Below are 23,339 nucleotides of genomic sequence, written 5' to 3'. Positions count from 1 at the left end.
AAACTCCTTTATTTGAAATAGCGTTTTACCATAGGTAACTGCATCACATTGATATAAATATGGATTGCTCCTACAAGCAAGAAGGCTAGTAGTTGAATCTCTCCTGTCAAGAAAGAAATGATAATAAGAAAAACATATAAGGCTGGTAAGACATATTGGTTTAATTGGAATAAAATCCGAAAACTCTGTTCAAAATTAGCCTGGCGCTCCCCTTCATCATAAGAATTGATATAGTCCAAGACATCCTTTGGTGTAGAGAAAAATGCCAAATCAAACTGACGAACAATCGCAATTGTTTTAAAAAGAGATTTTTGAGCGACTAAGGATAGCACAAAGACTAAGAAAGAGAAGGAAAACGTTTGGTGGCCTGTATGCAATATAACCACTTCATTTAATGAGAGAAAAATAGACAATGAAATTGCTACGCTTGCAATATTAAAAGCAATGGTTCCAAACTCGAGATTCGGATACATCTGCACATAATAGGTTTCATTCAGATCATCATCCATTTCCTCTTGATACAAGGAATGAAATTTTCTGCTTTTCTTTAGGAAATTGAAAGTCAAAAAAAGAATAATGACAGCTAGTAGTAAGCTGATAGCTGATAGCCATGGTATCAAGGGTTTTACATCTAAAATAATTCCGTTGGATTCGGCACGTGCCTTAAACATCCCTACAAACATGCCCAAGAAGCCTCCCAAGACAATAGACATCAAAAATAATAACAATCCACGTTTCTTTTTCTTTTTCATATTCATTCTCCTTTTTCACTTGCTAGATTTTTTGATTTCTTTTCAATCCATTCAATTACTGGTATGAGGGCAAAATAGGCCCAAACAAATTTGTTACTTTGATAGGGACTAAACCAACCTAAGTCTATCCCAATCAGTAGAAATACGCTGACTAATAGAGCTACGATAACTACATAATAGATCACTTTATACTTGTTCATCACTCGTCCTCCTCTAAGCGAAATACCGATTCGACTGTTTCGTTGAAAATCTGAGATATTTTCAAGGCAATCACAACGGACGGGGTGTATTCGTCCCGTTCTAATAGGCTAATGGTCTGTCTGGAAACCTCTGCTAGCTTGGCTAGTTCGGTTTGATTGAGACCATCGCGAGCCCGCAGCTCTTTTAGACGATTTTTTAGTTGCATATTACACACCTACTCTCCGTCAAATTCAACGGTTTGGATATCCTCAATACGTTGCAACTTGACTTTTTCTTTCCCCTTTTTATCAACACTACGTAGTTTGACCCATTCCTCATCGACATCCACAACTTCCCAGTTATCTGGCCCAATATACGCTCCTGTTATAATTGGTTTCTTTCCAATCATTTCTTGTAATAATCTCGACATTTCTGCGTTTCCTTTCTCTTTTCGCTCAAGCTTTTTGATTTTATTCTCTAGTTTCTTGATTTTTTTAGAATCATTAGAATAAAAGAAAATCATAAATAGTATAAATCCTAGTACCCACATCATAGCTCCTTTCTCTTTTTCTCTTAACTTGCTTACATTGTAACACATCTTTTTCTTTTTGACAAGCATATTTGTCAAAAAGTTTATGATTTTTGTCATTTTGCAAAAGAAAAAGGTCAGGAGCAGGTTCCTGACCAGTTTATCTATCATTAAAATCCTAATTTTTCAAAGATTTCTGAGAAGTTTTGACTGATTGCTTCAAGTGATACTTGCACTTCTTCTCGGGTTTGGTTGTTCTTGACTGTCACTTGTCCGCTTTCGACTTCGCTCTCTCCTAGGGTGATGAGGGTCTTAGCAGCAAAGACATCGGCTGACTTGAACTGAGCTTTGAGTTTACGGTTGAGGTAATCACGCTCTGCTTTGAATCCTTGTTGGCGAAGAGCCTGTACTAATTCCAAGGCCTTGACATTTGCTCCTTCGCCCAAGACTGCGATATAGACATCTAGGGCATTTTCGATAGGGAGGGCCACACCTTGCTTTTCAAGAATGAGAAGCAGGCGCTCTACACCAAGTCCAAAACCAAATCCAGCGGTTTCTGGGCCACCAAAGTAAGCAACCAAACCATCGTAACGGCCACCCGCACAGACTGTCAAGTCATTGCCCTCGATCTCAGTAATGAACTCGAAAATGGTGTGGTTGTAGTAGTCCAAACCACGCACCATATTGGTATCGATGATGTAGTCTACTCCAAGATTTTCCAACATCTGACGCACAGCATCAAAATGAGCTTGACTTTCTTCATCAAGGAAGTCCAAGATAGACGGTGCATTCTCTACTGCTACCTTGTCTTCTTTTTCCTTAGAGTCCAAGACACGGAGAGGATTTTCCTCCAAGCGACGTTGGCTATCCTTAGACAAGGTCTCCTTGAGCGGTGTCAAATAGTCAATCAAGGCTTGACGGTAAGCCGCACGGCTCTCAGGGTTTCCAAGAGTGTTGAGATGTAATTTGACACCTTGGATACCGATTTCTTTCAAGAAATGAGCTGCCATCGCGATGGTTTCCACATCGGTAGCTGGATTGCTAGAGCCAAAACACTCAACACCAATCTGGTGGAACTGGCGCAAACGCCCTGCCTGCGGACGCTCATAGCGGAACATAGGGCCCATGTAGTAGAACTTACTTGGCTTTTGCACTTCTGGGGCGAAGAGTTTATTTTCCACATAGGAACGAACAACGGGCGCAGTTCCTTCTGGACGGAGGGTAATATGACGGTCTCCCTTGTCATAGAAGTCGTACATTTCCTTGGTTACGATATCCGTTGTATCTCCGACAGAGCGACTGATAACCTCGTAATGCTCAAAAATAGGCGTGCGCACTTCTGCGTAGTTATAGCGCTTGAAAATCTCACGGGCAAAGCCTTCAACGTACTGCCATTTGGCAGACTCAGCAGGTAAAATATCCTGCGTTCCTTTTGGTTTTTGTAATTTCATAGGAAATCCTCTTTAAACTTAATAGTCTTATTTTACCATAAATAGAGGGATTAAAACAGTGAGAAAAAATTTAGGATTTAGATATCATTTTTGAGATTAATAACTGTCAAAAGAATAGCCAGGAAGGAAAGACCAACAAATAGCATCCAAGTCAACTGTATATTCCATACGGCTACTAGTGAGAAACAAGCTGTTCCCACAGGTATGGATAAGGTAAACAATAAACCTAAAAAATTACTGGTACGAGCTAGAACTTCTGGAGCTAGATTTTTCATGAGCATGGCACTAATCTTTGGTTGAACTTTAGCAGACACATACAGAGTTAAAAAGAGAAATAGCAAACCAAGCAGAACTTGATTAAATACGTTAGCTAGACCAATTAGAGTGAGCCCTACGGTAGCCCACATCATCAATCTAGGCAGGGACTGCTTCCCAAAATAATCATTGCCCGTAAGGCTACTGATGATGACTGCTACTACAGCACCGACTTGACTGATAAATAATGCCTCTGTGTAAGAAAAATTCAAGAGAGAATGGCTCAAAAAGAAGATATTGTAGATGCCCCCTAAGGAACCACCCAAGGCATTGATAAGCAAGACAGCAAAGATCATGAATCCAAAGTTTTTCTGTCCACCTTTAAGAAAAACGAGACGTAAATTTCGATAAATCGTTAGGAACTGCTCTTTGATCGGAAGCTTCTCATTTTTTAGAATTTCACCATCAGCAGATGACATTGACAGTCTCAATTTGCTTTTTCCTAAAAAGAGGATAACGGCTGATACTAGGAAAAAACAGGCATTGATTCCCGCAACGAGAGAAAAATTATTGACCGATAACCCTAAGAGCCACACTCCAAAAGCTTGACCACCAATAGCTGAAATATAGGTGATGAACTGGGAAAAAGAATAAGCCTCCATCAGATCATCTTCAGCTACTTTTTCCTTAATGAGAGGCATGCGCAAACCACCAGCAAAATCACTGATGACATCACTAATGACATTGATTAAACACAGGCTAGAAAAGGCAAAGAGAGTAGCTTGCTGAACAACTAGAGCTGCTAGAAAAAATAAAACTGCCTGAAACAAACCGCTATAGACCATCCATTTGACCTTGTCCCTCGTGTAATCTGCCCGAATCCCTACAAAAACTGTAAAGAGAGTCGGAAGAAGCATGACAATATTCGCCATAGCAACCGCAAAAGATGCTTGTGGCAAGGTCGATGCATAGACGATAAATACCAGATTGAAAATCGAAGCACCAAAAGCATTGAAGAAGCGTGACAAAGTCAAGAGTCGATAAGCTTGATTTCTAAACAATAGTTTCATAGATAATCTCCCTTCTTGTTCGAAGTTTTATGTGAAGTATGACTATAGTATAGCACTTAGAAATTGAAAGGGAAAACTTTTGAATATATGCAACACACAAAATAAGCAAAAAAACGATAGAACTTCTTTGATAACCTGAGAGAGGTCAATAGTTCTATCGCTTCAAATTTTAAATTATTTTCTTAGTTTGCAGATATTCAACAATCAGTCGTATTTCTATAATATTCGGCAGATTTGTGACAGCCAAGCATCTCAAAAATACGGACAGCATCTTCCATCTTTTTCTGACCTTCCTTGACTCTGCCTTGCTTGCTATCAAGGAGACCTTCCGCCCACAAATAGACAATTCGGAAATAGGTCTCATTTTCCTCGTAGAAATGCTCTTCGATAACACGTTTAAAATAAGAGGCATTGGTAAATTCTTCACACTCGATGCTGGCTAAAAAACCATTCAATAATATAGTGTGAAACAGATTTCGATTACCAGACATTTCCATTAGAAAATCAGATTTGCGGACCATTTCTCGTACATATCTGGTAAAAAGAGGAACAGATAAAAAGGGAGAACTGACTGAAAATAAATTGAGTTCATAGATTCCCCAGATCTCGGTAGAAAACAGATAGTCATGAAGGACTTTCCCTTCCTCTGCCGTTAACTCTACCGTATCATCCATGCTCTTCATATAAGACTTGATAAGAATAGCATTTAGAATATGTTTCTGTTTCTTTTGAGAATGGGCATGTTTTTGATACTCCCTGCAATACAAGTCCTCAAGCGGAGATATATTCTTTGGATCCAAGACATCTATGATTTCTTTTCTCAACTCAGAATCTGTATCATACTGAAAACCTCTCGCCAGGAAGAGGATTTCCTCCACACTGGCAGATATGTTTTCTAGGGCAAATAGAAACTTTTCCACCGAAAGCTCACTCTGACCTGTTTCAAAGCGGGACAACATAGACGGTGAAAATTGTCCTCCAGTTGCTTGTCTCAGCGAGATATTTCTTGATTCTCGTAATTGTCTAAAGACTTTTCCAATCTGCTCCATAGACTTCCCCTTGATTCCGTATTTTCTTCATTTTATCATATTTTTCAGAAAATTCATCAAAAACTTGCCAAATTGTCAGAATTATGAGAAAATAGAGGATATTTATCACGTGGAGGGACTGTAATGAGAGAGGATATCAAAATCAATGACCGCGCTTTGGCCTTGCAAGACCAAATTATCGAAAAACTAGAGAAGGTTTTTGATACAGATGTGGAATTGGATGTTTACAATCTAGGGCTGATTTATGAAATCAATCTGGATGAAACTGGGCTCTGCAAGATTGTCATGACCTTCACCGATACTGCCTGTGATTGCGCCGAAAGCTTGCCTATCGAAATCGTTGCAGGTCTGAAACAAATCGAGGGTATCGAAGATGTCAAGGTTGAAGTTACCTGGTCACCTGCTTGGAAAATCACACGAATCAGTCGCTATGGCCGCATTGCTCTTGGACTACCACCTCGTTAATACTCTTCAAAAATCTCTTTAAACCACGTCAGCTTAGCCTTATCGTATAGATGTTACTGACTTCGTCAGTTCTATCTGCAACCTCAAAACGGTGTTTTGAGCTGACTTCGTCAGTTCTATCTGCGACCTCAAAACAGTGTTTTGAGCAACCTGCGCCTAGCTTTCTAGTTTGCTCTTTAATTTTGATTGAGTATAAGCAGGCAAATCACTTTTGGAGATGAAAAGAAGCAAGCCAATCTCGACTTGCTTTTTAAGTTTATTTTTTACCTGACTTGTCCATATTCCAGAAGTCTGTCACGGCTCCGCGTGAAGCAGATGATACGATATGGGCGTATTTACCAAGGACACCACGACTGTAAAGCGGTGGCAAGGTTGTTTCTGCCTTGCGTTTTTCAAGTTCTTCTTCGGATACGGCCATGGAAATTTCTTTGGTATCTTGGTCAACCGTAACGATATCGCCTGTACGGAGGTAAGCAATTGGTCCACCATCCTGAGCTTCAGGAGCGATATGTCCAACAACCAGACCATAAGTACCACCAGAGAAACGACCATCCGTCAAGAGGGCAACCTTATCTCCCTGACCTTTACCAACGATCATTGATGAAAGTGACAGCATCTCAGGCATACCAGGACCACCTTTAGGTCCAACGAAACGAACAACGACTACATCACCATCAACGATTTCATCGGTCAGAACAGCCTGAATCGCATCTTCTTCTGAGTCAAAGACCTTAGCTGGTCCAACGTGACGACGCACTTTAACACCTGATACTTTGGCAACCGCACCGTCAGGGGCAAGGTTCCCGTTCAAGATGATAAGCGGACCATCCGCACGTTTTGGATTTTCAAGTGGCATGATAACTTTTTGACCTGGTGTAAGGTCTGCAAAATCAGCCAAGTTCTCAGCAACAGTCTTACCAGTACATGTGATGCGGTCGCCATGAAGGAAACCATTTGCCAAGAGATATCTCATAACCGCAGGCACACCACCAACTTCGTAGAGATCTTGGAAGACATACTGACCAGATGGTTTCAAGTCGGCCAAGTGAGGCACACGCTCTTGGATGGTATTAAAGTCCTCAAGTGACAAGTCAACATTGGCAGCATGGGCAATGGCAAGCAAGTGAAGAGTGGCATTTGTAGAACCACCGAGAGCCATAGTTACAGTGATAGCATCTTCAAAGGCTTCACGAGTCAAGATATCTGACGGTTTGAGACCAAGTTCCAGCATCTTGACAACAGCACGTCCTGCAGCTTCGATATCTTCTTTCTTGTCAGCTGATTCCGCTGGGTGAGATGAAGACCCAGGCAAACTCATACCGAGAACTTCGATAGCAGTCGCCATGGTATTAGCAGTATACATACCACCACAGCCACCAGGGCCAGGGCAGGCATTACATTCAAGACGTTTCACGTCCTCAGCTGTCATATCACCGTGGTTCCATTTTCCGATACCCTCAAAAACAGAAACCAAGTCGATATCTTTACCATCAAGATTTCCCGGTGCAATAGTTCCACCATAGGCGAAAATAGCTGGGATATCCATATTTGCAATAGCAATCATAGAACCAGGCATGTTCTTGTCACAGCCACCAATAGCGACGAAGGCATCCACGTTGTGACCACCCATCGCAGCCTCAATAGAGTCCGCAATGATATCACGAGATGTTAGAGAGAAACGCATACCAGGCGTTCCCATGGCAATCCCGTCTGCTACGGTAATGGTACCAAACTGTACAGGCCAAGCACCTGCGGATTTGACACCTTCTTTCGCTAATTTCCCAAAATCATGCAAGTGAATGTTACATGGCGTATTTTCCGCCCAAGTTGAAATCACTCCCACAATCGGTGTCTCAAAGTCCTTATCTGTCATACCAGTCGCACGAAGCATGGCACGGTTTGGTGATTTAACCATGCTGTCATAAATGCTACTGCGGTGACGTTTATCTAATTCAGTCATCTTATCCCTCCCATTTCAGTTTTTACTATTATAGCACATTTTAAAGGCAATGAACAGAAGAAAATTCTTGAATTTTCAGAAAATTCTATACACATATAAACATTTTAAATTAAAAACAACAAAGCGGATCAGGGCACTTTCTGATTACCAGAATATGCTTTTAATCCGCTTGCTTTAAATAACGTAATGTAATTTTTACAGAAGTTCTTTCAGATAAGTGTATTTAACATCTATCTTGCATTATAAAACTCTAGAACTTTCTCTTTTATATTCGATTCACTCAAACCATATTCATTAAGAAGATAATCCATTTTCCCTACTTGACCGAATCTTTCTTGAACACCCATCCGATGAATTTTTGTTATTCCATCATCAGAGAATAATTCACATAAAGCACTGCCAATTCCACCTATCTGATTGTGGTTTTCTACAGTAAATATAGTTTTTCCACTTAACATTGTTTTTATCTGTTCTGGTATCGGTTTGATTCTAAATAAATCTATCACACCTACTGAATAACCTAATTTAAACAGTTCATCCGCAACTCGAATACTTGGAGCAACCATTATGCCAGAAGCAACTATTACAACATCTTCACCGTGTCTTAACTCAATGTAGCCTTTAGAAAAATCTTCTCCACCTTGATATACAGCCTCTGGAGCTTTTCTAATTGTTCGAATATATTTTAGTCCTTTTAAGTCTAATGTCTGGTTCAAGATTTCACGAAATTGGATATCATCAGTTGCTTCGAAAATGATTGATTTAGGAATTAAACGTAACAATCCAATTTCTTCAAATGGCATATGTGTCCCACCATTCATTTCTGCAGTTACTCCTGCATCTGATCCAATCACAGTGGCATCCAATTGTGCGTATCCAAGAGAAATAAATAATTGATCAAATACTCTTCGTGAAGCAAAAGGGCCAAATGTATGAAGATAAGGTCTAAACCCCTGAATAGATAAACCTGCTGCAAGCCCGACCATTTCTGCTTCCATGATTCCAACATTCACATAACGGTCTCTAAAGTCCTTTTCAAGATTATTAGTAGCCATAGAACTTGACAAATCTGCTTCTAAAACTACTATATCAGAATAACTTTGGTTAGCCTCTAGAAGGAAATCTCTATACACATGTCGTAATTCTTTCGTACTTCTCATCATTCTGTTTCCTCCAATTCCTGACTTAATCTTTCTACAACTGAAGTTAACATTTGTCTCTCCTCTACAGTAGGGCGAAGATGATGATTGGATTTCATTTCTTCCAGCTCTCGAACTCCTTGACCTTTAATAGTGTCTAATACAATACACTTAGGGGATGAATTATTTGACTGTTTTAATTGGATAATCCCTTCATAAATTTCTCTAATATCTGAACCATTGACCCTAATGGATTCAAATCCAAATGCTGAGAATTTTTCTACAAAATCACCTGGATTACAAATATCCTTTGTAAAACCATCTAATTGTTTTTTGTTATCGTCTACAAATACAATTAAATTAGATAACTGTTGATGAGAAGCAAACTGTATAGCCTCCCAACATTGTCCCTCATTTAACTCACCATCTCCAACAATAGCATAAGTATAAAAGGGACTTTTTCTTATTCTCTGACCATATGCAAGTCCGGTTGCAACACTAATTCCCTGTCCTAAAGAGCCAGTTGTCATATCTATGCCCGGCGTTAGATTTCTATCAGGATGAGACGGTAATTTGGTTCCATTTGTATTTAAAGAATATAAGAATTCTTTGTCAAAGAAACCATTCAAATAGAGTGTGCTGTATAAAGCCGGTCCAGCATGTCCCTTGGATAAAACAAAATAATCTCTATCTCGTGATGCAAATATTTCTGGAGTCATCGGCATTATTTCACCATAAAGCACTGCTAAAACTTCTACTATAGACAGACTCCCTCCATAATGACCGAATCCAAGATGATTCAATGTTCTAAGAGTATTTAATCGGATTTTAGTCGCAAATTTTCTTAACTCATCTTCTCTATTTTCACTTAAAATCATCCCTTATTCCTCCTTTGCAGATGGCTTTTTAATAAAGGATACTCCAAACATAACTGCTAAAATAAGAACAAGACCAATAACAATACCTGCTTGTGAGCCAAATTGATTCAACATTCCTAAAATAATTCCTGATAGACCAAAATCTGCATCTGAGAAAGTTGACCCTTGGAAACCAAGTCCTCCCAAAACTGGCATTAAAAAGACTGGAAGAAAACTAATTAAAATACCTTGTAAAAATGCTCCAATAGTGGCTCCACGAACACCACCAGATGCATTCCCGATGACACCTGCAGTCGCTCCACAGAAGAAATGAGGCACAACGCCTGGTAAGATGACAACCGTTCCTGAAGCAATCATAATTGCCATACTTACTAAACCACCAACAAAACTAGAGATAAATCCAATTAGGACTGCATTAGGTGCATAAGTATAAACAATCGGACAATCCAAAGCAGGTTTTGAATTAGGTACGAGACGCTCTGAGATACCTTTAAAGGCTGGAACAATTTCACCCAAAATAAGGCGAACACCTGCTAAAATAACAAATACACCTGCTGCAAATTGACCTGCTAATTGTAAAGCATAAACTAGACCACTTGTACCATTACTGATTTCTTTTTCTATATATTCTGACCCTGCAAAGATAGCTACAATAATGTAAATAACTGCCATAGATAAAGTAATACTAACAGTACTATCACGTAAAAAAGCTAAACTCTTTGGGAATTTAATGTCCTCTGTTGATTTTGATTTGTCACCGATAAGGCTACCAGTGAAACCACTCAACCAATATCCCAAAGAACTGAAATGACCTAAAGCTACCTTGTCATTTCCAGTTAATTGAACCATATATTTTTGTACAAATGCTGGAGAAATACTCATAATAATACCGAGTGCTAATCCTCCTAGTAAGATAAGAGGCAAACTAGTAAAGCCAGCAACTGATAAAATGACCGCAATCATACACGCCATATATAGAGTGTGGTGCCCTGTTAAAAAGATATATTTAAATCGAGTAAAACGAGCGATTAAGATATTGAACACCATACCTGCAAACATAATCATTGCAGTAGCTGAGCCATATGTTGTTAAAGCTACAGCTACAATTGCTTCATTATTCGGTACAACTCCAGATAAATGAAAAGCATGTTCAAACATGGTACCAAATGGATTCAAAGAATTTTGCACAATTCCTGCACCACCAGATACAACTAAGAAACCAACGAAGGTCTTAATTCCACCTTTAATAATATCAGGTAATTTCTTCTTCTGAAGAACTAATCCTAAGATTGCAATTAAAGCTACTAAAATAGCTGGTGTACTAACAATATCCAATATGAACTTCATCATGACGCTAGCCTCCTATATAAGTTCTTTTTCTTCACAAATTTTAGTAATTAATTCTCGTAGCTCGTCCATATCAATAATACTATTTAAGATACGAACATCTCCAAGATGACTAGCTGAATCAGCTAGATCACGACCAACAATCCAAATATCAGCTGCATTTGGATCTGCTCCACCTAAATCATAGTGTTCAACTTCTACATCTGAAACATTCAAATCACTCAATACAGATTCAATATTCATCTGTACCATAAAACTTGAACCTAATCCTGAACCACAAGCTGTACCAATTTTTAACATTATCTAATCCTCCTGTTTAATTATCATTTCAATGTCATCATAGTTTTTTGATGATATTAAAGTTTGAACATGATTTTTATCTCTTAAAATTGTTGTTAAATGTGACAAAGCCTTTAAATGACTCTCATTATCAATGGCTGCAATACAAATCAACAATCTTACCTCTTGTTCTGGATTATCCAATAAATAAATCGGTTCTTCCAAAACTAACATTGACATTCCTATTTCATTCACACCTTCATCTGGCCGAGCGTGAGGAATTGCTACTCCCTTCCCTAAATTAATAAAAGGCCCAAACTCTTCTACTTTTTGAATCATTGCCTCAGGGTAGTTCTCAGTTATCTTATCTTGATCCAAAAGCGGTTTAGCTGCTAAACGAATTGCCTCCTTCCATCCTAATTTTTCCGAACTAACCTGATAAGTTTCTTTTGTAATTAATTCTTCTAACAATGGTAACACTTCCTTTCTGTTCATTTCTTGATAGAGATACCTCTTTAATGCTAATTTTAACTCTAATTCTTGTGTGATTACACTATATCGTCTTACTATGCTAATTATCTGATTAAGCTCAATATCTCGATAACCTGTATCTGGGAAATCTTTTGATACCAATTCAACTAACTGTGTTGTTTGTTCTTCCGTCATCATAACAGAAACTAGATAATTTGGCTTCTCTGTATCCACCTTTATAGTAGAAAAAACCATATCATAGTCACTACTAGTTTTCGCATATAAATCATCAATCTTTGAGGTTCCTATAAACTCAATTTGAGGGAATAATGCTAATAGATTCTCTTTTATCATCAATGAAGAACTAATTCCATTAGGACAGATAATTGCTGCTTTATAACATTTTTGAGGCAAATTGTCTGCTTTCTTTAAATATCCTCCAAAATGGATAACAAAATATGCTGTTTCACTATCAGGTATGGGCTTGTCAATAGCGTCCATCAAGGGAGTCAAAGAATCTTTTACTAGTTCAAATAAATCAGGATACTGTTCTTTAACATGCAACACATATTCATTTGAACTAGGTAAGCCGAACTTTAATCTATAGTAAGCCGGTATAAGGTGGCGGCGAAGATTTTCTCTCAATACTTCTCTTTGTTTAAAATGTAACAAAGAAATATCTTCCATTCTACTTATAATAGCCTCTGTTAATTGATTAAAGTAAACCGGAGCAACATCTACTTCACCTTCAAAGCAACTTGATAATAAAACTGTGATATAGCGATAATCATCCTCTGAAAATACCGTATCTATAATTCCCAAATCAACTACTGTATCCAATAAAATAGTCGTTATATCTTGAATAATAGGAGATACTAGTGTCTCTGAAAGACATACTCTTTCAACATCCCTTTGATACCTACATATAATGAATACTAAACCGAAAAGGCAAACTTTTAATTGATTAACAATAGGTACTATCTGTAGCTTTTCATAATAATCTTTAACTACCTGATCAATCAAATCATAAGTTAATGAATACCCCCAACTGGATAAAACATAATCCAACCCCCAAATCCCTATGGAGGATTCCAGCAACTCACTAACCATTTGAAAAGCTAAACGGTGCTTATTCCACTCTGAACCGTGTAAAGTATAACCTTTTGCTCTACTGTACCCTAGCTCCAAATCATTATCTAACATAATCTTTCTTAATGATTGAATATCAGATAAGGTTGTATTCTTACTTACTTTCAAAAAGTCTTGGTAATGATTATTCGATATAAAATCTAATCGGCAAAAGGTGTAAAGATAGATTAATGCTAAGCGAGTCGACTTTGGTAAAACCAATTCATCCGACTTAATAATATCTGTCAAAGACTGCTTCGTACGATTTGATAAACTATAGCGACCTTGTTTTTTATCCAGCACTATCCCTTTATTAGCTAGATAAGGCACTAAATAATCTATTCCTTCTTTGACTTCCTTTATAGGTAAGCTCACCTTAACAGATAATTCATATAATGATAGCTCACAATGATCCATCAAAGTCATCAAAATAACTAGTGCTCTATAATCAAACATTTCTCTTCCTTTCTAACTACAATTATAGTGTAAAAGTTATAAGAATAAAAGAGTATTTCAGCACAATATAATCTCACTTCCTATAAGTAATTATTGGGCTGAAACTTTTTAGTGATTATTTGTCAACTTTCTATTAATTTTTAAAAACAAAATGATATCATTTAGATATCAAATAACAGAGGTCATTCTTATGACTGAAAAACTAATCAATTCAAAACCAAATGGTGTATTAGCATTGATTCTCATTGAGTTGACAATCGTACTTGGTATCTTTATATTTATAATGGGTGTTGGTTCGGAAAACATTTTTGGAATTATTATCGGACCTTTACTAATCGTAATTGCAGCGCTAACTCATGCTGGTTTAAAAGTTGTCAAACCTCAGGAGGCTATGGTTCTGACACTCTTTGGTAACTATACAGGTGCCATCAAAGAACCTGGCTTTTACTTTGTCAATCCCTTCAGCGTAGCAGTCAACCCTGCAAACCACACTCGACTTGGACAAAGTGGTGATGTTAGCACAAAATCTCCTTTTTTAGGAGCTAAATCATCAAATGACAATGACTGCTTAGGAAATCCTTGAAGCACGTATCACTTACCTAGCTTATGCTCCAGAAATTACTACCATTATTGATGCCCGTAAGATGATTGTAGATGGTGCTGTAGGAATGGTTGAAATGGCACTAGAACTGATCAATGAAGGGGAATTGGTAGAGCTTGACGAAGAACGAAAAGCTGCTATGGTTTCCAATCTCCTAGTCGTCCTCTGTGGCAATCATGATGCACAACCAATTGTCAACACAGGAAGTCTTTACTAAAGATGGTTGAAGCTAAAAAAAGCAGATCCCCCTTCGACTCTCAACAAAGTTATACGCTGCACTCGCCTCATGGGCAGAAGATGACTTTCGTTCAGTCAATGGGCAAGTCGAATAACTCCTTACAGAATGTGTCAAACAACGGAAGAAAGACGGAAAATACGTATCAGAAACCATTGACGAACCATTTGAGATTGATATTTAACACCTTCTCCTGTCTGCTAGGTCTGACAGGAGAATTTTTTCATCTTTTTTTGTCAAGTAACTTTACTTTACAAAAAAAATGTGTTATCCTAGTATGGTTGATGAAAATCAGTAGATTGAATCGAATATAAATACCTAAAGGAGAAATCAAAATGGCAGTACCTGCACGTCGCACTTCAAAAGCGAAGAAAAACAAACGTCGTACACACTACAAAGTAACAGCTCCATCTGTAAACTTTGACGAAACTACTGGAGATTACTCACGTTCTCACCGTGTATCACTTAAAGGATACTACAAAGGACGTAAAATCGCTAAAGCTGCATCAGCTGAATAATAGAAGGGAGATACCATGCGCGTAAATATTACACTTGAACACAAAGAATCTGGTGAACGCTTGTACCTTACTTCTAAAAACAAACGTAACACTCCAGACCGTCTTCAATTGAAGAAATACTCACCAAAACTTCGCAAACACGTTGTGTTTACAGAAGTTAAGTAAGCATTCAATACGAATTAATACAGAAGAAAAACGCATTCAAGCGTTTTTTCTTTTTGTTAATTCCACTACATTGCAAGACAAATCATTCGAATGACTACATTTTTTGTGAAATAAATTAGACTCTAATATATAGAAAAATCCAAAATCCCCTGCAAATCTACATTACAAGGGACTTGTGTGTTATTCTTGTACTTCTTTCTGGGCGGCCTTGCCTTGGTCTAGAAGGGCTTGGACGATTTTCTCATCGCGTAGCTTGACAGAATCGTTGATCATTTCTGCGGACTTAACGATAGTTGTTTCTAGCTGGGCACGTTTCTGGCGTCCCAATTCAATAGCAGCGACGATACCTTGGTTTTGAGCGACCAGACTTTCAGCCAGTTTGGTAACCGATTCGACAGCGACTGTCGGGCTTTGGGCAATTCGTTCCATCTGCGGAATCACTTCCTTACTGGTTTCAGCTAACATCTGAAGAGCAGCATTATTGGCATTGACAATGGCATCTGCCACAACACCTGATTTCATTGACTGTTGCAAAATACCCAGTTGAGCAATAGAAAGCTTCATTGTTGGAATCGTATTGCGACGAAGCATGCCCAATTTTTGGCGCATATCAGATGACACCTTCACAAGATTGCGCATCTGAGGTGTTGTTGCCCAGGCAACATAGAGACGGCTGACATACTCAGTGTGTTGTTGTTCAAGAGTATTAACCACTTCAGCCATACGGGCCAATTCTTGTGACTTGGTTTGGTATTCTACCGTACTTGTATCAAGTTGGTCAGCTTGGGCCTTCAGTTCGGCAGCGCGTTTGCCAGCTTCTGTCTGGCTGGCTTCGATAAAGGAAATCACTCCCACTAGATTTTCAATGGATTTGGTATTGTCCTCAATCAACATCTCAGCAGAGACGATATTTCGAGCTAGCACATCTTCTTGCTTGACCACTGCGGCAGCCATGCCATCGAGTTTTTGCTCTACTGTTTTTGAATCAAAGTAAAATTCCTGTAAGGTATTCTTGCTCTTGTTAAACAAGCGTTGCAAAAAGTTTGGCTTTTCTTCCAGCTCAGCAATTTCAGCGTTCTTGTATTTGACTACAAAGCCTTGCAGCTCACGGTTGGTATTCTTGAGTAAGTCATCCACTTGGGGAATCTGCAGTTTCTTTTGTTCTGACAAGATACGATTGACCGTATTGTTCACACCTTCTACAGCAGATTGTCCAAAATCCAAAAGAGCATTTTGATTTGTGACAAATTGGTCTACTAACTGGGGCACGTGCGCCTTGATTCCTTCTTGCTGCTCAGGGCTCAACTTTTCAAGGAAGGTCAAGGTCTTGTCTGAGCCAGTATTGGTCTCGATGATTTGGGTTGTTTTATCCACCTTAGCTACCGTATTATTGGCAATCTGGTCAATATCGAAATTAAATTCTGTCATGGTTACTCCTTTGTTTCTAACCTATTCTTTACGATCTTTTTCTAGGATACGCAAACTGATATCAAAATCACGCATATCTGTTTCATTGAGTTCTCTCAAGACTTGGTCCAGCTCAAGGTCAAATTGTTCGATGGCTGCTTTAGCTTGTTGCAAACGTTCTTCTGCCCGATTATAGTTCTTCGGATTGGCCTTAATCTTTAAATAACCTTCTAAAATCGTTTTGAATTTCTCCATCTTCAAACTATGAATGGCAGTCAATTCTTCCTTATCCCCCTCGGCAGAGGTAGCAATCTTGTCTAAAATAGCCTGATGGTCAATAGCAATATTGGCCAAGGTCTGGGACAATTCTGGAGCTAATTCCTCTGGCTCCGCATTTTCAAAATCTACTTGACTTTCTCTATTCAAACGTTCTAGCTGAACATCGATGTTTGCCCTTACTGTACGAACCTTTTTGTCAATACGGTTGTAGACATCAGCATCGATATAGGACTTGAGACGATCCGCCTCCTGATGGATTTCCCGCAGTTCGATTAATACTTGATTGGCCAGACTCTTATAGGAATCTGAACCTTTTTCTACTAAAGTTCCCTCTAATTGCTGAATATCTTTGTCCGCCTGACGAATTCGAGCTTTTAAAAGCTCAATCTGATCGTCGAGCGAACGATCCTGCAAAAGAGGATAGCGCCAACGTTTATAGAGACGATAACCACCATAGCCTAGCAGGACACAAGCCGCAAGCGGAAGAGCATATTGGACCAAAAGGCCCAGTAAGAACAAGAAGCCCCAAAAATAGAGACAGCCTTTCCAAAAACCATTACCCGATTTCATAAACATTCCTTATTTTCAATTTATAAGTCTATTTTAGCACAAAAGAGCAAAATGAGGGCGGAAATCCCCTAGAAAAGAGTTGATTTCTTTGCTGTAGAATGGAGGCTAGTAGCGCGTGGGCTAATTTCAGTGTAATGGGCTCAAACCGTAAACTTCAATCAGATAAGATTGCAGAATGACAGCTGAGGAAATATCAAAACAAAAGCTTGAAATATCGGAGGGGTTGTGTTAGAATTGGTCTATAGTGATGATAATTGTCTAACAAGGCAACAAAAAGCCCCAACGTTCCCGCGTTGAGGTTTTTTTGGCTTATTGCCCCTTAAAGGTTATTTCTTGCGTGAGTTAAGCCATTTCTCAAACAAGGTTGTCAAAATATTGACTACTAAGGGTGCTAGAAAAATTGTGATGATAATTTCTAACATCGGCAACACCTCCCTTCCTTAAAGTGAGGGGCCAAAATATTATATCATACCAGATTTATATCATCAACATCGCGTCATTCTTGGAATAGATAGACTTAGATACACCAATAACCTTACTAGCAAATATCTAAGTAAACCCAGAAATCAACATTTTGAGACAAAGCAAAAAGCCCACTGTTGTAGACTTTCTGTAAGATATATCTTAAAATTAAAGCATTTTGTTGTATCGCTTTTTTGAATATTAAGTAAGTTGTTTTATACCTCCTTAATGCTTGATGCTAGGGTGTTTATTGGTTTTCGTTTTTTCTTTGAATATGTTGGAGTTTCTTCCTTACTCCATAAATCACTGAACATGAAACTCTACTTTTTTAATGAGTTCAGCAGGCAAGAAACTAGCACTATTTAAAGGTGCTTTTTTTATTCCTATTTAATGGGTAATAATTATATCATATTTTACCCTTTATTTCCATTTCATGCATTTGTATAGAATGATTCACTAAATCTCGACACTTCCAAGTTGATACCAGGTAATCTAGTAACTCTTTATCATCTACTTTAAAACCTAGTTTAGTTCCTTCAATTCTTGTAAGTTCAATATTTAAAATGTTCATTTTTATCACTCCTACCATATTGTTTGAAAAACACAAAAAAGCAACTAATAAAATAGTCGCTTTAATTTTCAAATTTTAGTTTATATACTATTGCTATTCTATCTAAGAAATCTTCTGGAATATTTAATGTTTCGTATAAATTACCTCTAGGGGAATATTGGAAATTAGGGTCAAAATCTTTATTTCTAAACATTGTACCGAAATCATATATATATTGGCGAAATACTAATGGATCATTTATTAAAACTGCTATTGATAATATTACCGCAAATAAATCTTTTTGACCAATACCCTTGTGGTATTCTCTTTCAGTTAATACTCCTATCGGGAACAACGATAACAATATATCCTTAGTTAATTCACTAGTGACATTTGATAAAAACGTTCTATTTCCATGTGCAATATTGTTTCGGTATTCTTGTAAGAGAGATAACATAGAAACGAGCATCTCTTTTGCGCTTTCATCATCAATTGAAAAACTTACAAAAAATTGATTTGCTATGTATGTTTTTATATCATCTTGGCAGATTTTATACCAATTAATTGCAGTTCCAAAATATATGCCACTGGTTGCAACCCACGGAGGGATTGTATCGTGTCTCTCCCTATAATGCTGAATTGAAGCACTGTTTTTGTTGTTTTCAATTTGATTTCTTATGTTTTGAATTTCAGATTTTCTATCTAAGCTTCCATTAGATCTATATTTTGTATAATCTAAATATGAATTAAATTCTGTCGTGTACTTATGAGCAATTTTATAAGATAGTTTTGTTTTTAATGATTTTTCAATGTATATAATATACTTAAATAATAAGTTATTTAATGCCTGATCCAAGAGGAAAATACGATGAATAGATGAAAACTTTACTTCTTCTATAAATCTTTCTAATTGAAATTCTTCATCAAAATAAACTCCAAAAATATCTTTATAACCGTTTACAATTCCATAATATGATATGCTTTGAAGAACTTCCTCCGTTAGCTTATCATTTTCGATAAGTATTCCCTTCTTTTTCATTCTATCCAATTGTTGGGAATATGTTATACAGGGTTTATCAGCCACAAAAGAAAACCTCCTATCAAAATGATAAGAGGTAGTTTCCTAGCCACATCCGTAGCCATTCAATTCACTCTTATCGTAACATCATTTTATCTCTATGTCAAGTTAAAAATCGTCAATTCTTACTAAATCACCTTTTTTTACTTGAATATCTTTCGGCTCTAAGGGCTCGATTTCATCTTCATTGACATTAATTACTAACTTAGCTTGTCCACCTGACAAAAAGTTAGTAACAGAGAATGGAGAAGCTTCCTCTATATTTTGGGCAATTGAAAACCTTTGGAAAACCTCAGTGATTATTAAATTTGCTTTAGTGAAATCATATTTCCCTAAACTATTGCCATCCAAATCTTTAATCTCTGGACCTGGTTCAAAAACAGTTATTCTGGTACCTTCTTCTATATCACTCGTATCATAACCTCTGTCGATCATAATTGTAAAATCATCAATTATACGAATAACTCTTGCATGTTCCATCTCATTCTCCTTTTTGTGTTCAGATTTACTATCTGATACCTTTAATTACAATTACTATAAAATCATTCTTTACTCAATACTAAAGACAAAAAAGAACTTTTTAGATTCCTAAGTTTGTTTTTTTTAATGAAATTATTCTTTTGCTTCATTATACCTTTTTTTAATACTTTGTTCAAGAAAACTAGCATTTTATCATTATAATTTAATAGTATTTCAGGTGATAATTAAAAAAACACTTAGAATAATCTAAGCGCTACATTCCAGGTATCCAATCTTTTATTTCTTTCAAAATTTTATAAGCCTGTTTCATTTTAGAGTTGTCCTCCAAATATTCAATACCTTTAGTTGTAATCCTAACAAGAGACAAATTCTCAATATAAACATTCCCAGACATGTCTTCAGTTACACAAGTGCCTGTCAAAAATCCGTCATCAAACAGATTACGATAGACATCCATTAAGTAAAGGTGGGGAATTTCCAAGACGGAACAGTTTATTTCATTTTCATCGGCTGGCTCTCCATGCTTCATTTTCTGAAAATAATAATTAAGGATTTTATACACAACTACCCAATAATCATTTTTTGCCATGACTACAATATCCTTTTTTAAAAAAATAATCCTTTGCGCTCCACTTTATTATAGCTCTTTTGCTATCTCCCTGCAATAAATCAAGTTTTATCTATTTCTCCTCTTACAGTATATATACTGCCATTCAAAACTAATCATTTTTCTGGTAAATTGGCCAGTTTTTACCCCCTTTTTGTCTGAAGTGCTCCGACTTGGAAAAAGTTCCCTTCACCGGTACCCTACTGGCCAGAAAGATTTTTTAAAAGGTGGGGGGAGTCAATATCCTTTCAACTCAACAAATCTTTTAGCGATTACCTTTCTACGGCTATTTACATAACGAGTAGTTTTATTTAGTTTCTCTGCTACGTCTTCCCAGGTCATACCAGCCTCTAAAAATCTCATTTTAAAAATGACTAGATCACTTTCAATTAAGTTTTCCATCAAGGTATCTACAATTAGTTTGAAGCCTTCTAAATATCTTAGTGTTTGGTCTTCTTCAATTCTAATGATGATTGCTTCAGTAGGACTATATACTGTCTTGCCTTGCCCACCAGTATAATCTTCAGCGCTATGTTTCTTATTATGTATCAACTCTTGTCTTCTCAAATAAATTTTATTAGCAATCGTTCTATATCGCCCTAACTCAATATCTATCCCGTCCAGGTCTCTGTTACTCAGTTCATACATAGTCAAGTACCTCCACTTAAATTTAAAAATTTTTTTATCTTTCAATTTGTCAAATTGTAAATTCTGTCAAACTGACAAAAAGCGCTAAAAACCTTCCAACACTCCACTTACCAGGTATCATTGTTTTAAGTTTGACAAGTTCAAGGGAAATTTCTTTAATTTATCCCCTCAGTTTCTCATATCTTACATTCTGTGAAACTCACTCCATTCTGTAAACCCCTGATATACCTTGCTTTCAAGCTATTACTTCTTTTCAGTTTATGCTTACTTTGTTATGTGAAACTTAGTAAAACATAAAAGTAGGACTAGCGATATCTCTTCTGTTTCAGCCATATATCACTAGCCTTACTTGATTTGTTCCCTATTTTTCTAAATACACTTTGATATCCCGATATTCCTTAGAAAAATTCATCCATCCGCTAGAATCAGGGGTTAAGAATGGTAGGACAGTAAGCGGACTTACTTCTGTTCGATACGGCGATAGAGAATGTCTCTGACTTATTTCTCTGACTACACCTGTATGAATTTTTTCTACATCCTTCTTCAGTTCTTGAATTTCATCATATGCGTCCAGAATTCGTCTAAGTTTCTTTCGGTATTGTTTATAGATCTTCTTAGTTTCCATCCGTTGCTTAGTTTCTTTAAAAATGTATTCAAAGATGACTGCATTAGCTTCTGAAATATCACTATCAAATTTTTCCTGAAGGCCGTTAATAGCTTTTTCCATCTTTTCCAGCTGCTCTAAAGATTCTAAGTTATTTGACAAAAAAGAATCTATGTTCTCAAATGAAACTGCTTGATTGCCTAACAGGCTTTTTCTTTTTTCGCTTAACTGCTCTCGTGCTGAATTAATCTTACTTTTTTTATTATCTAGATCATCCAGTGTTTCAAATACTTGATTAATATCCATTTCGTTCTCCTAGTTCCATTGAATAAAGTAACCACAATCTTCTTCAACTTTTTTTACATCAAATCGGGTATGTAAAATCAACCGTTTTCCAAAATAGTCATTCGCATTCACCCAACTAAGTGTATCTTTCTTGCGATCAAACAAAGTAACAAAATTTTCTAGATCTCCGATAAAGCCTTTTTTGTCACCTTTATTCCCTAATGTTGTATCATCTACAATTAAAAAGTTATCTACAAAGAATGTTTCACTTGTCCCTGTCTCTTTATCAACTTTAAGAAGATAATTTCCTGAAGTGTCTTTCATTTTTTCTAAGACACTAAATAGTGATTGACTAACAACCATAGATACATTGCGCTCTGGATTGATTAAAGAAACAATAGATTTCAAGTCGTCTATACTTGTAGCAGTCTGCACTTTCGCAGTTTGGAGAATTTTCCCAATCTCTCTATTTCGTGTTCTACGTTTTAATTTAATAATCTTCTTACCAAGAAAATCCGTTAAATTATATTGGCCATCGTCTAATTGTTCCTGTGAAAAATCAAGTTTTCCACTGAATAATTTAACTAAGTAATCAACGCTGATAGTTTTCTTTTTATCTGCTTCTGTTCTATCAACCGAATTTTCGCTAACTTCTTGTAATGAATCATATTCAAAGTCAGTTACTTCATACTTCCCGCCACGGGTACGAGTCTCAATAACATTTACTAGATCAACCAGTTCTTTACGTTGATGTTCATCTTCGTAACTATCAAGGATTGGTTTTTCAATGAGTACATGATTATTTTCTACATTCATCCCTCTAGTGTTATAACCTGTACTTCGGATATAAGCTTCTAGATTTTCTTTTTGTTTAACTAAGTTAGTTGTCATTTTTTGCTCCTTCATCTTTTAATATCTGATTTTTGTTTATAATTTTTTCTAAAATTCTTTGCTTTTAGCTTTTCTTTTATGACTCTCCGAGCCTTTAGAATCATTTTTTCTAAATTTTGGTTTGTCTTGTTTGTTAGCATATTTTTCTAGTATTTCTTGTTTCCGTTGTTCTAAGCTATCATCTTCTTTTTTGCACTTTGCAAATATTTGTTGTCTTTTCTTTGGATCCATAGAAAATTTATCTGCTACAACATACCCTAAAGAAGTATCTCCTGCCATAATACTCACCCCCTTTCTACGCAAATCATGACCACCCGTCAAACGGGTGGTTTGTCCCAGGGCTATAAGCCCAAATTACCAGCCAGCGCCTAAAGACGCTGGCTTTCACTTTGTTCAAGCCTTATTGCTCTTGACTCGTCACTTGCCTCTCAAAGAGGCTTTAGTATTACTTACCACTATCCCTAAAGGGATCCTCATATTCTTTTACACTTAATTTATCTAGTGCTATATCATGCTTTTCCTGTTCTTGAATATATTTCTTAATTGTGGC

At 37.0% G+C, this 23,339-nt stretch carries 26 protein-coding genes and 3 pseudogenes; 5 read left to right on the top strand and 24 right to left on the bottom strand.

Annotation, left to right across the window (positions count from 1 at the left end; all coding sequences use genetic code 11):
- Positions 1 to 8 precede the first annotated feature (8 nt).
- The 7 genes from D8836_RS06700 to D8836_RS06670 all read right to left on the bottom strand — a co-directional run bounded on the left by D8836_RS06700 (position 9) and on the right by D8836_RS06670 (position 5,286).
- On the bottom strand, positions 9 to 752 hold the full coding sequence (locus tag D8836_RS06700) for a DUF3169 family protein (RefSeq protein WP_185761611.1): 744 nt from the start codon (positions 750 to 752) through the stop codon (positions 9 to 11).
- 2 nt (positions 753 to 754) lie between these two features.
- The gene (locus D8836_RS06695) at positions 755 to 952 is read right to left on the bottom strand and encodes a hypothetical protein (RefSeq protein WP_125393507.1); all 198 of its coding nucleotides are present in this window, start codon (positions 950 to 952) and stop codon (positions 755 to 757) included.
- Positions 952 to 1,158: a helix-turn-helix transcriptional regulator gene (locus tag D8836_RS06690; protein ID WP_001176233.1), complete on the bottom strand. Its 207-nt coding sequence runs from the start codon at positions 1,156 to 1,158 to the stop codon at positions 952 to 954. The genes D8836_RS06695 and D8836_RS06690 overlap by 1 nt, the downstream gene beginning before the upstream one ends.
- A gap of 9 nt (positions 1,159 to 1,167) precedes the next feature.
- A complete protein-coding gene (locus D8836_RS06685) occupies positions 1,168 to 1,632 on the bottom strand; it encodes a hypothetical protein (protein ID WP_125393506.1) in 465 nt (154 codons plus the stop codon).
- Entirely contained in the window at positions 1,632 to 2,912 is a 1,281-nt protein-coding gene (gene hisS / locus D8836_RS06680) for a histidine--tRNA ligase (protein ID WP_125393505.1), read from the bottom strand. Before hisS ends, D8836_RS06685 begins: the two co-directional genes overlap by 1 nt.
- A 77-nt stretch (positions 2,913 to 2,989) precedes the next feature.
- Complete coding sequence (locus D8836_RS06675; RefSeq protein ID WP_125393504.1) at positions 2,990 to 4,237, bottom strand: MFS transporter; 1,248 nt, start codon at positions 4,235 to 4,237, stop codon at positions 2,990 to 2,992.
- 197 nt (positions 4,238 to 4,434) lie between these two features.
- Positions 4,435 to 5,286, bottom strand: coding sequence for a helix-turn-helix domain-containing protein (locus D8836_RS06670; protein ID WP_125393503.1), 852 nt, complete (start codon positions 5,284 to 5,286; stop codon positions 4,435 to 4,437).
- Positions 5,287 to 5,409: 123 nt separating this feature from the next.
- Here D8836_RS06670 and D8836_RS06660 point away from each other — a divergent pair, with 123 nt between their 5' ends.
- Positions 5,410 to 5,751 (top strand): metal-sulfur cluster assembly factor, encoded by a 342-nt coding sequence (locus D8836_RS06660; protein WP_001206380.1) that lies wholly within the window; start codon positions 5,410 to 5,412, stop codon positions 5,749 to 5,751.
- Between the two features lie 256 nt (positions 5,752 to 6,007).
- Here D8836_RS06660 and ilvD read toward each other — a convergent pair whose 3' ends face one another.
- The 6 genes from ilvD to D8836_RS06625 form a co-directional block, all read right to left on the bottom strand.
- Complete coding sequence (gene ilvD, locus D8836_RS06650; RefSeq protein WP_000137346.1) at positions 6,008 to 7,711, bottom strand: dihydroxy-acid dehydratase; 1,704 nt, start codon at positions 7,709 to 7,711, stop codon at positions 6,008 to 6,010.
- A 230-nt stretch (positions 7,712 to 7,941) separates the two neighbouring features.
- Positions 7,942 to 8,874: a transketolase family protein gene (locus tag D8836_RS06645; RefSeq protein WP_000986407.1), complete on the bottom strand. Its 933-nt coding sequence runs from the start codon at positions 8,872 to 8,874 to the stop codon at positions 7,942 to 7,944.
- A complete protein-coding gene (locus D8836_RS06640) occupies positions 8,871 to 9,728 on the bottom strand; it encodes a transketolase (protein ID WP_024056493.1) in 858 nt (285 codons plus the stop codon). The genes D8836_RS06645 and D8836_RS06640 overlap by 4 nt, the downstream gene beginning before the upstream one ends.
- Positions 9,729 to 9,731: 3 nt before the next feature.
- Positions 9,732 to 11,078 carry a PTS ascorbate transporter subunit IIC gene (locus tag D8836_RS06635; RefSeq protein ID WP_000975289.1) on the bottom strand — a complete coding sequence of 449 codons (1,347 nt, stop codon included), beginning with the start codon at positions 11,076 to 11,078 and terminating at the stop codon, positions 9,732 to 9,734.
- 12 nt (positions 11,079 to 11,090) lie between these two features.
- On the bottom strand, positions 11,091 to 11,375 hold the full coding sequence (locus D8836_RS06630; protein ID WP_000912473.1) for a PTS sugar transporter subunit IIB: 285 nt from the start codon (positions 11,373 to 11,375) through the stop codon (positions 11,091 to 11,093).
- Between the two features lie 3 nt (positions 11,376 to 11,378).
- On the bottom strand, positions 11,379 to 13,409 hold the full coding sequence (locus tag D8836_RS06625) for a BglG family transcription antiterminator (RefSeq protein WP_045606572.1): 2,031 nt from the start codon (positions 13,407 to 13,409) through the stop codon (positions 11,379 to 11,381).
- 190 nt (positions 13,410 to 13,599) lie between these two features.
- Here D8836_RS06625 and D8836_RS11395 point away from each other — a divergent pair.
- The 4 genes and pseudogenes from D8836_RS11395 (at position 13,600) to rpmG (ending at position 14,928) form a co-directional block, all read left to right on the top strand.
- Positions 13,600 to 14,227, top strand: a pseudogene (locus D8836_RS11395) (SPFH domain-containing protein).
- A 25-nt stretch (positions 14,228 to 14,252) separates the two neighbouring features.
- Positions 14,253 to 14,429, top strand: a pseudogene (locus tag D8836_RS06610) (type II toxin-antitoxin system antitoxin).
- A gap of 151 nt (positions 14,430 to 14,580) precedes the next feature.
- Positions 14,581 to 14,763 (top strand): 50S ribosomal protein L32, encoded by a 183-nt coding sequence (gene rpmF / locus D8836_RS06605; protein ID WP_000290417.1) that lies wholly within the window; start codon positions 14,581 to 14,583, stop codon positions 14,761 to 14,763.
- 15 nt (positions 14,764 to 14,778) lie between these two features.
- Positions 14,779 to 14,928, top strand: a complete 150-nt coding sequence (gene rpmG, locus D8836_RS06600; protein WP_001265622.1) for a 50S ribosomal protein L33 — start codon at positions 14,779 to 14,781, stop codon at positions 14,926 to 14,928.
- Positions 14,929 to 15,108: 180 nt separating this feature from the next.
- Here rpmG and D8836_RS06595 read toward each other — a convergent pair whose 3' ends face one another.
- From D8836_RS06595 to D8836_RS06550, 11 genes and pseudogenes are all read right to left on the bottom strand, one after another.
- A complete protein-coding gene (locus D8836_RS06595; RefSeq protein WP_000134328.1) occupies positions 15,109 to 16,356 on the bottom strand; it encodes a toxic anion resistance protein in 1,248 nt (415 codons plus the stop codon).
- 21 nt (positions 16,357 to 16,377) lie between these two features.
- The gene (locus tag D8836_RS06590; RefSeq protein WP_125393502.1) at positions 16,378 to 17,184 is read right to left on the bottom strand and encodes a coiled-coil domain-containing protein; all 807 of its coding nucleotides are present in this window, start codon (positions 17,182 to 17,184) and stop codon (positions 16,378 to 16,380) included.
- Between the two features lie 868 nt (positions 17,185 to 18,052).
- Complete coding sequence (locus tag D8836_RS11170) at positions 18,053 to 18,217, bottom strand: DUF7720 family protein (RefSeq protein ID WP_185761609.1); 165 nt, start codon at positions 18,215 to 18,217, stop codon at positions 18,053 to 18,055.
- A gap of 61 nt (positions 18,218 to 18,278) precedes the next feature.
- Positions 18,279 to 19,280 carry an Abi family protein gene (locus D8836_RS06585; protein ID WP_084354449.1) on the bottom strand — a complete coding sequence of 334 codons (1,002 nt, stop codon included), beginning with the start codon at positions 19,278 to 19,280 and terminating at the stop codon, positions 18,279 to 18,281.
- 102 nt (positions 19,281 to 19,382) lie between these two features.
- Positions 19,383 to 19,754: a hypothetical protein gene (locus D8836_RS06580; RefSeq protein WP_084354447.1), complete on the bottom strand. Its 372-nt coding sequence runs from the start codon at positions 19,752 to 19,754 to the stop codon at positions 19,383 to 19,385.
- Positions 19,755 to 20,007: 253 nt separating this feature from the next.
- Positions 20,008 to 20,343, bottom strand: coding sequence for a YjcQ family protein (locus tag D8836_RS06575; RefSeq protein WP_125393501.1), 336 nt, complete (start codon positions 20,341 to 20,343; stop codon positions 20,008 to 20,010).
- A gap of 255 nt (positions 20,344 to 20,598) precedes the next feature.
- A complete protein-coding gene (locus D8836_RS06570) occupies positions 20,599 to 21,009 on the bottom strand; it encodes a DUF722 domain-containing protein (protein ID WP_125393500.1) in 411 nt (136 codons plus the stop codon).
- A 361-nt stretch (positions 21,010 to 21,370) separates the two neighbouring features.
- A complete protein-coding gene (locus tag D8836_RS06565) occupies positions 21,371 to 21,919 on the bottom strand; it encodes a hypothetical protein (RefSeq protein WP_125393499.1) in 549 nt (182 codons plus the stop codon).
- A gap of 9 nt (positions 21,920 to 21,928) precedes the next feature.
- Positions 21,929 to 22,789 (bottom strand): phage major capsid protein, encoded by an 861-nt coding sequence (locus tag D8836_RS06560; RefSeq protein ID WP_125393498.1) that lies wholly within the window; start codon positions 22,787 to 22,789, stop codon positions 21,929 to 21,931.
- Positions 22,790 to 22,837: 48 nt separating this feature from the next.
- On the bottom strand, positions 22,838 to 23,068 hold the full coding sequence (locus tag D8836_RS06555) for a hypothetical protein (protein WP_125393497.1): 231 nt from the start codon (positions 23,066 to 23,068) through the stop codon (positions 22,838 to 22,840).
- A gap of 166 nt (positions 23,069 to 23,234) precedes the next feature.
- Positions 23,235 to 23,339 (bottom strand): annotated as a pseudogene (locus D8836_RS06550) (IS200/IS605 family transposase); the annotation flags it as partial.

It is taken from the genome of Streptococcus mitis (assembly GCF_003942995.1).
GTDB classification, from domain to species: domain Bacteria; phylum Bacillota; class Bacilli; order Lactobacillales; family Streptococcaceae; genus Streptococcus; species Streptococcus mitis_CV.
The sequence above is the reverse complement of the archived record's forward strand: the minus strand, read 5'-3'. Positions and strand labels throughout refer to the sequence as shown.

Coding starts and splice junctions, on each gene's coding strand:
- D8836_RS06700 (WP_185761611.1), bottom strand. CDS start 752: ATGAAAAAGAAAAAGAAACGTGGATTGTTATTATTTTTGATGTCTATT.
- D8836_RS06695 (WP_125393507.1), bottom strand. CDS start 952: ATGAACAAGTATAAAGTGATCTATTATGTAGTTATCGTAGCTCTATTA.
- D8836_RS06690 (WP_001176233.1), bottom strand. CDS start 1,158: ATGCAACTAAAAAATCGTCTAAAAGAGCTGCGGGCTCGCGATGGTCTC.
- D8836_RS06685 (WP_125393506.1), bottom strand. CDS start 1,632: ATGATAGATAAACTGGTCAGGAACCTGCTCCTGACCTTTTTCTTTTGC.
- hisS (WP_125393505.1), bottom strand. CDS start 2,912: ATGAAATTACAAAAACCAAAAGGAACGCAGGATATTTTACCTGCTGAG.
- D8836_RS06675 (WP_125393504.1), bottom strand. CDS start 4,237: ATGAAACTATTGTTTAGAAATCAAGCTTATCGACTCTTGACTTTGTCA.
- D8836_RS06670 (WP_125393503.1), bottom strand. CDS start 5,286: ATGGAGCAGATTGGAAAAGTCTTTAGACAATTACGAGAATCAAGAAAT.
- D8836_RS06660 (WP_001206380.1), top strand. CDS start 5,410: ATGAGAGAGGATATCAAAATCAATGACCGCGCTTTGGCCTTGCAAGAC.
- ilvD (WP_000137346.1), bottom strand. CDS start 7,711: ATGACTGAATTAGATAAACGTCACCGCAGTAGCATTTATGACAGCATG.
- D8836_RS06645 (WP_000986407.1), bottom strand. CDS start 8,874: ATGATGAGAAGTACGAAAGAATTACGACATGTGTATAGAGATTTCCTT.
- D8836_RS06640 (WP_024056493.1), bottom strand. CDS start 9,728: ATGATTTTAAGTGAAAATAGAGAAGATGAGTTAAGAAAATTTGCGACT.
- D8836_RS06635 (WP_000975289.1), bottom strand. CDS start 11,078: ATGATGAAGTTCATATTGGATATTGTTAGTACACCAGCTATTTTAGTA.
- D8836_RS06630 (WP_000912473.1), bottom strand. CDS start 11,375: ATGTTAAAAATTGGTACAGCTTGTGGTTCAGGATTAGGTTCAAGTTTT.
- D8836_RS06625 (WP_045606572.1), bottom strand. CDS start 13,409: ATGTTTGATTATAGAGCACTAGTTATTTTGATGACTTTGATGGATCAT.
- rpmF (WP_000290417.1), top strand. CDS start 14,581: ATGGCAGTACCTGCACGTCGCACTTCAAAAGCGAAGAAAAACAAACGT.
- rpmG (WP_001265622.1), top strand. CDS start 14,779: ATGCGCGTAAATATTACACTTGAACACAAAGAATCTGGTGAACGCTTG.
- D8836_RS06595 (WP_000134328.1), bottom strand. CDS start 16,356: ATGACAGAATTTAATTTCGATATTGACCAGATTGCCAATAATACGGTA.
- D8836_RS06590 (WP_125393502.1), bottom strand. CDS start 17,184: ATGAAATCGGGTAATGGTTTTTGGAAAGGCTGTCTCTATTTTTGGGGC.
- D8836_RS11170 (WP_185761609.1), bottom strand. CDS start 18,217: ATGAACATTTTAAATATTGAACTTACAAGAATTGAAGGAACTAAACTA.
- D8836_RS06580 (WP_084354447.1), bottom strand. CDS start 19,754: ATGGAACATGCAAGAGTTATTCGTATAATTGATGATTTTACAATTATG.
- D8836_RS06575 (WP_125393501.1), bottom strand. CDS start 20,343: ATGGCAAAAAATGATTATTGGGTAGTTGTGTATAAAATCCTTAATTAT.
- D8836_RS06570 (WP_125393500.1), bottom strand. CDS start 21,009: ATGTATGAACTGAGTAACAGAGACCTGGACGGGATAGATATTGAGTTA.
- D8836_RS06565 (WP_125393499.1), bottom strand. CDS start 21,919: ATGGATATTAATCAAGTATTTGAAACACTGGATGATCTAGATAATAAA.
- D8836_RS06560 (WP_125393498.1), bottom strand. CDS start 22,789: ATGACAACTAACTTAGTTAAACAAAAAGAAAATCTAGAAGCTTATATC.
- D8836_RS06555 (WP_125393497.1), bottom strand. CDS start 23,068: ATGGCAGGAGATACTTCTTTAGGGTATGTTGTAGCAGATAAATTTTCT.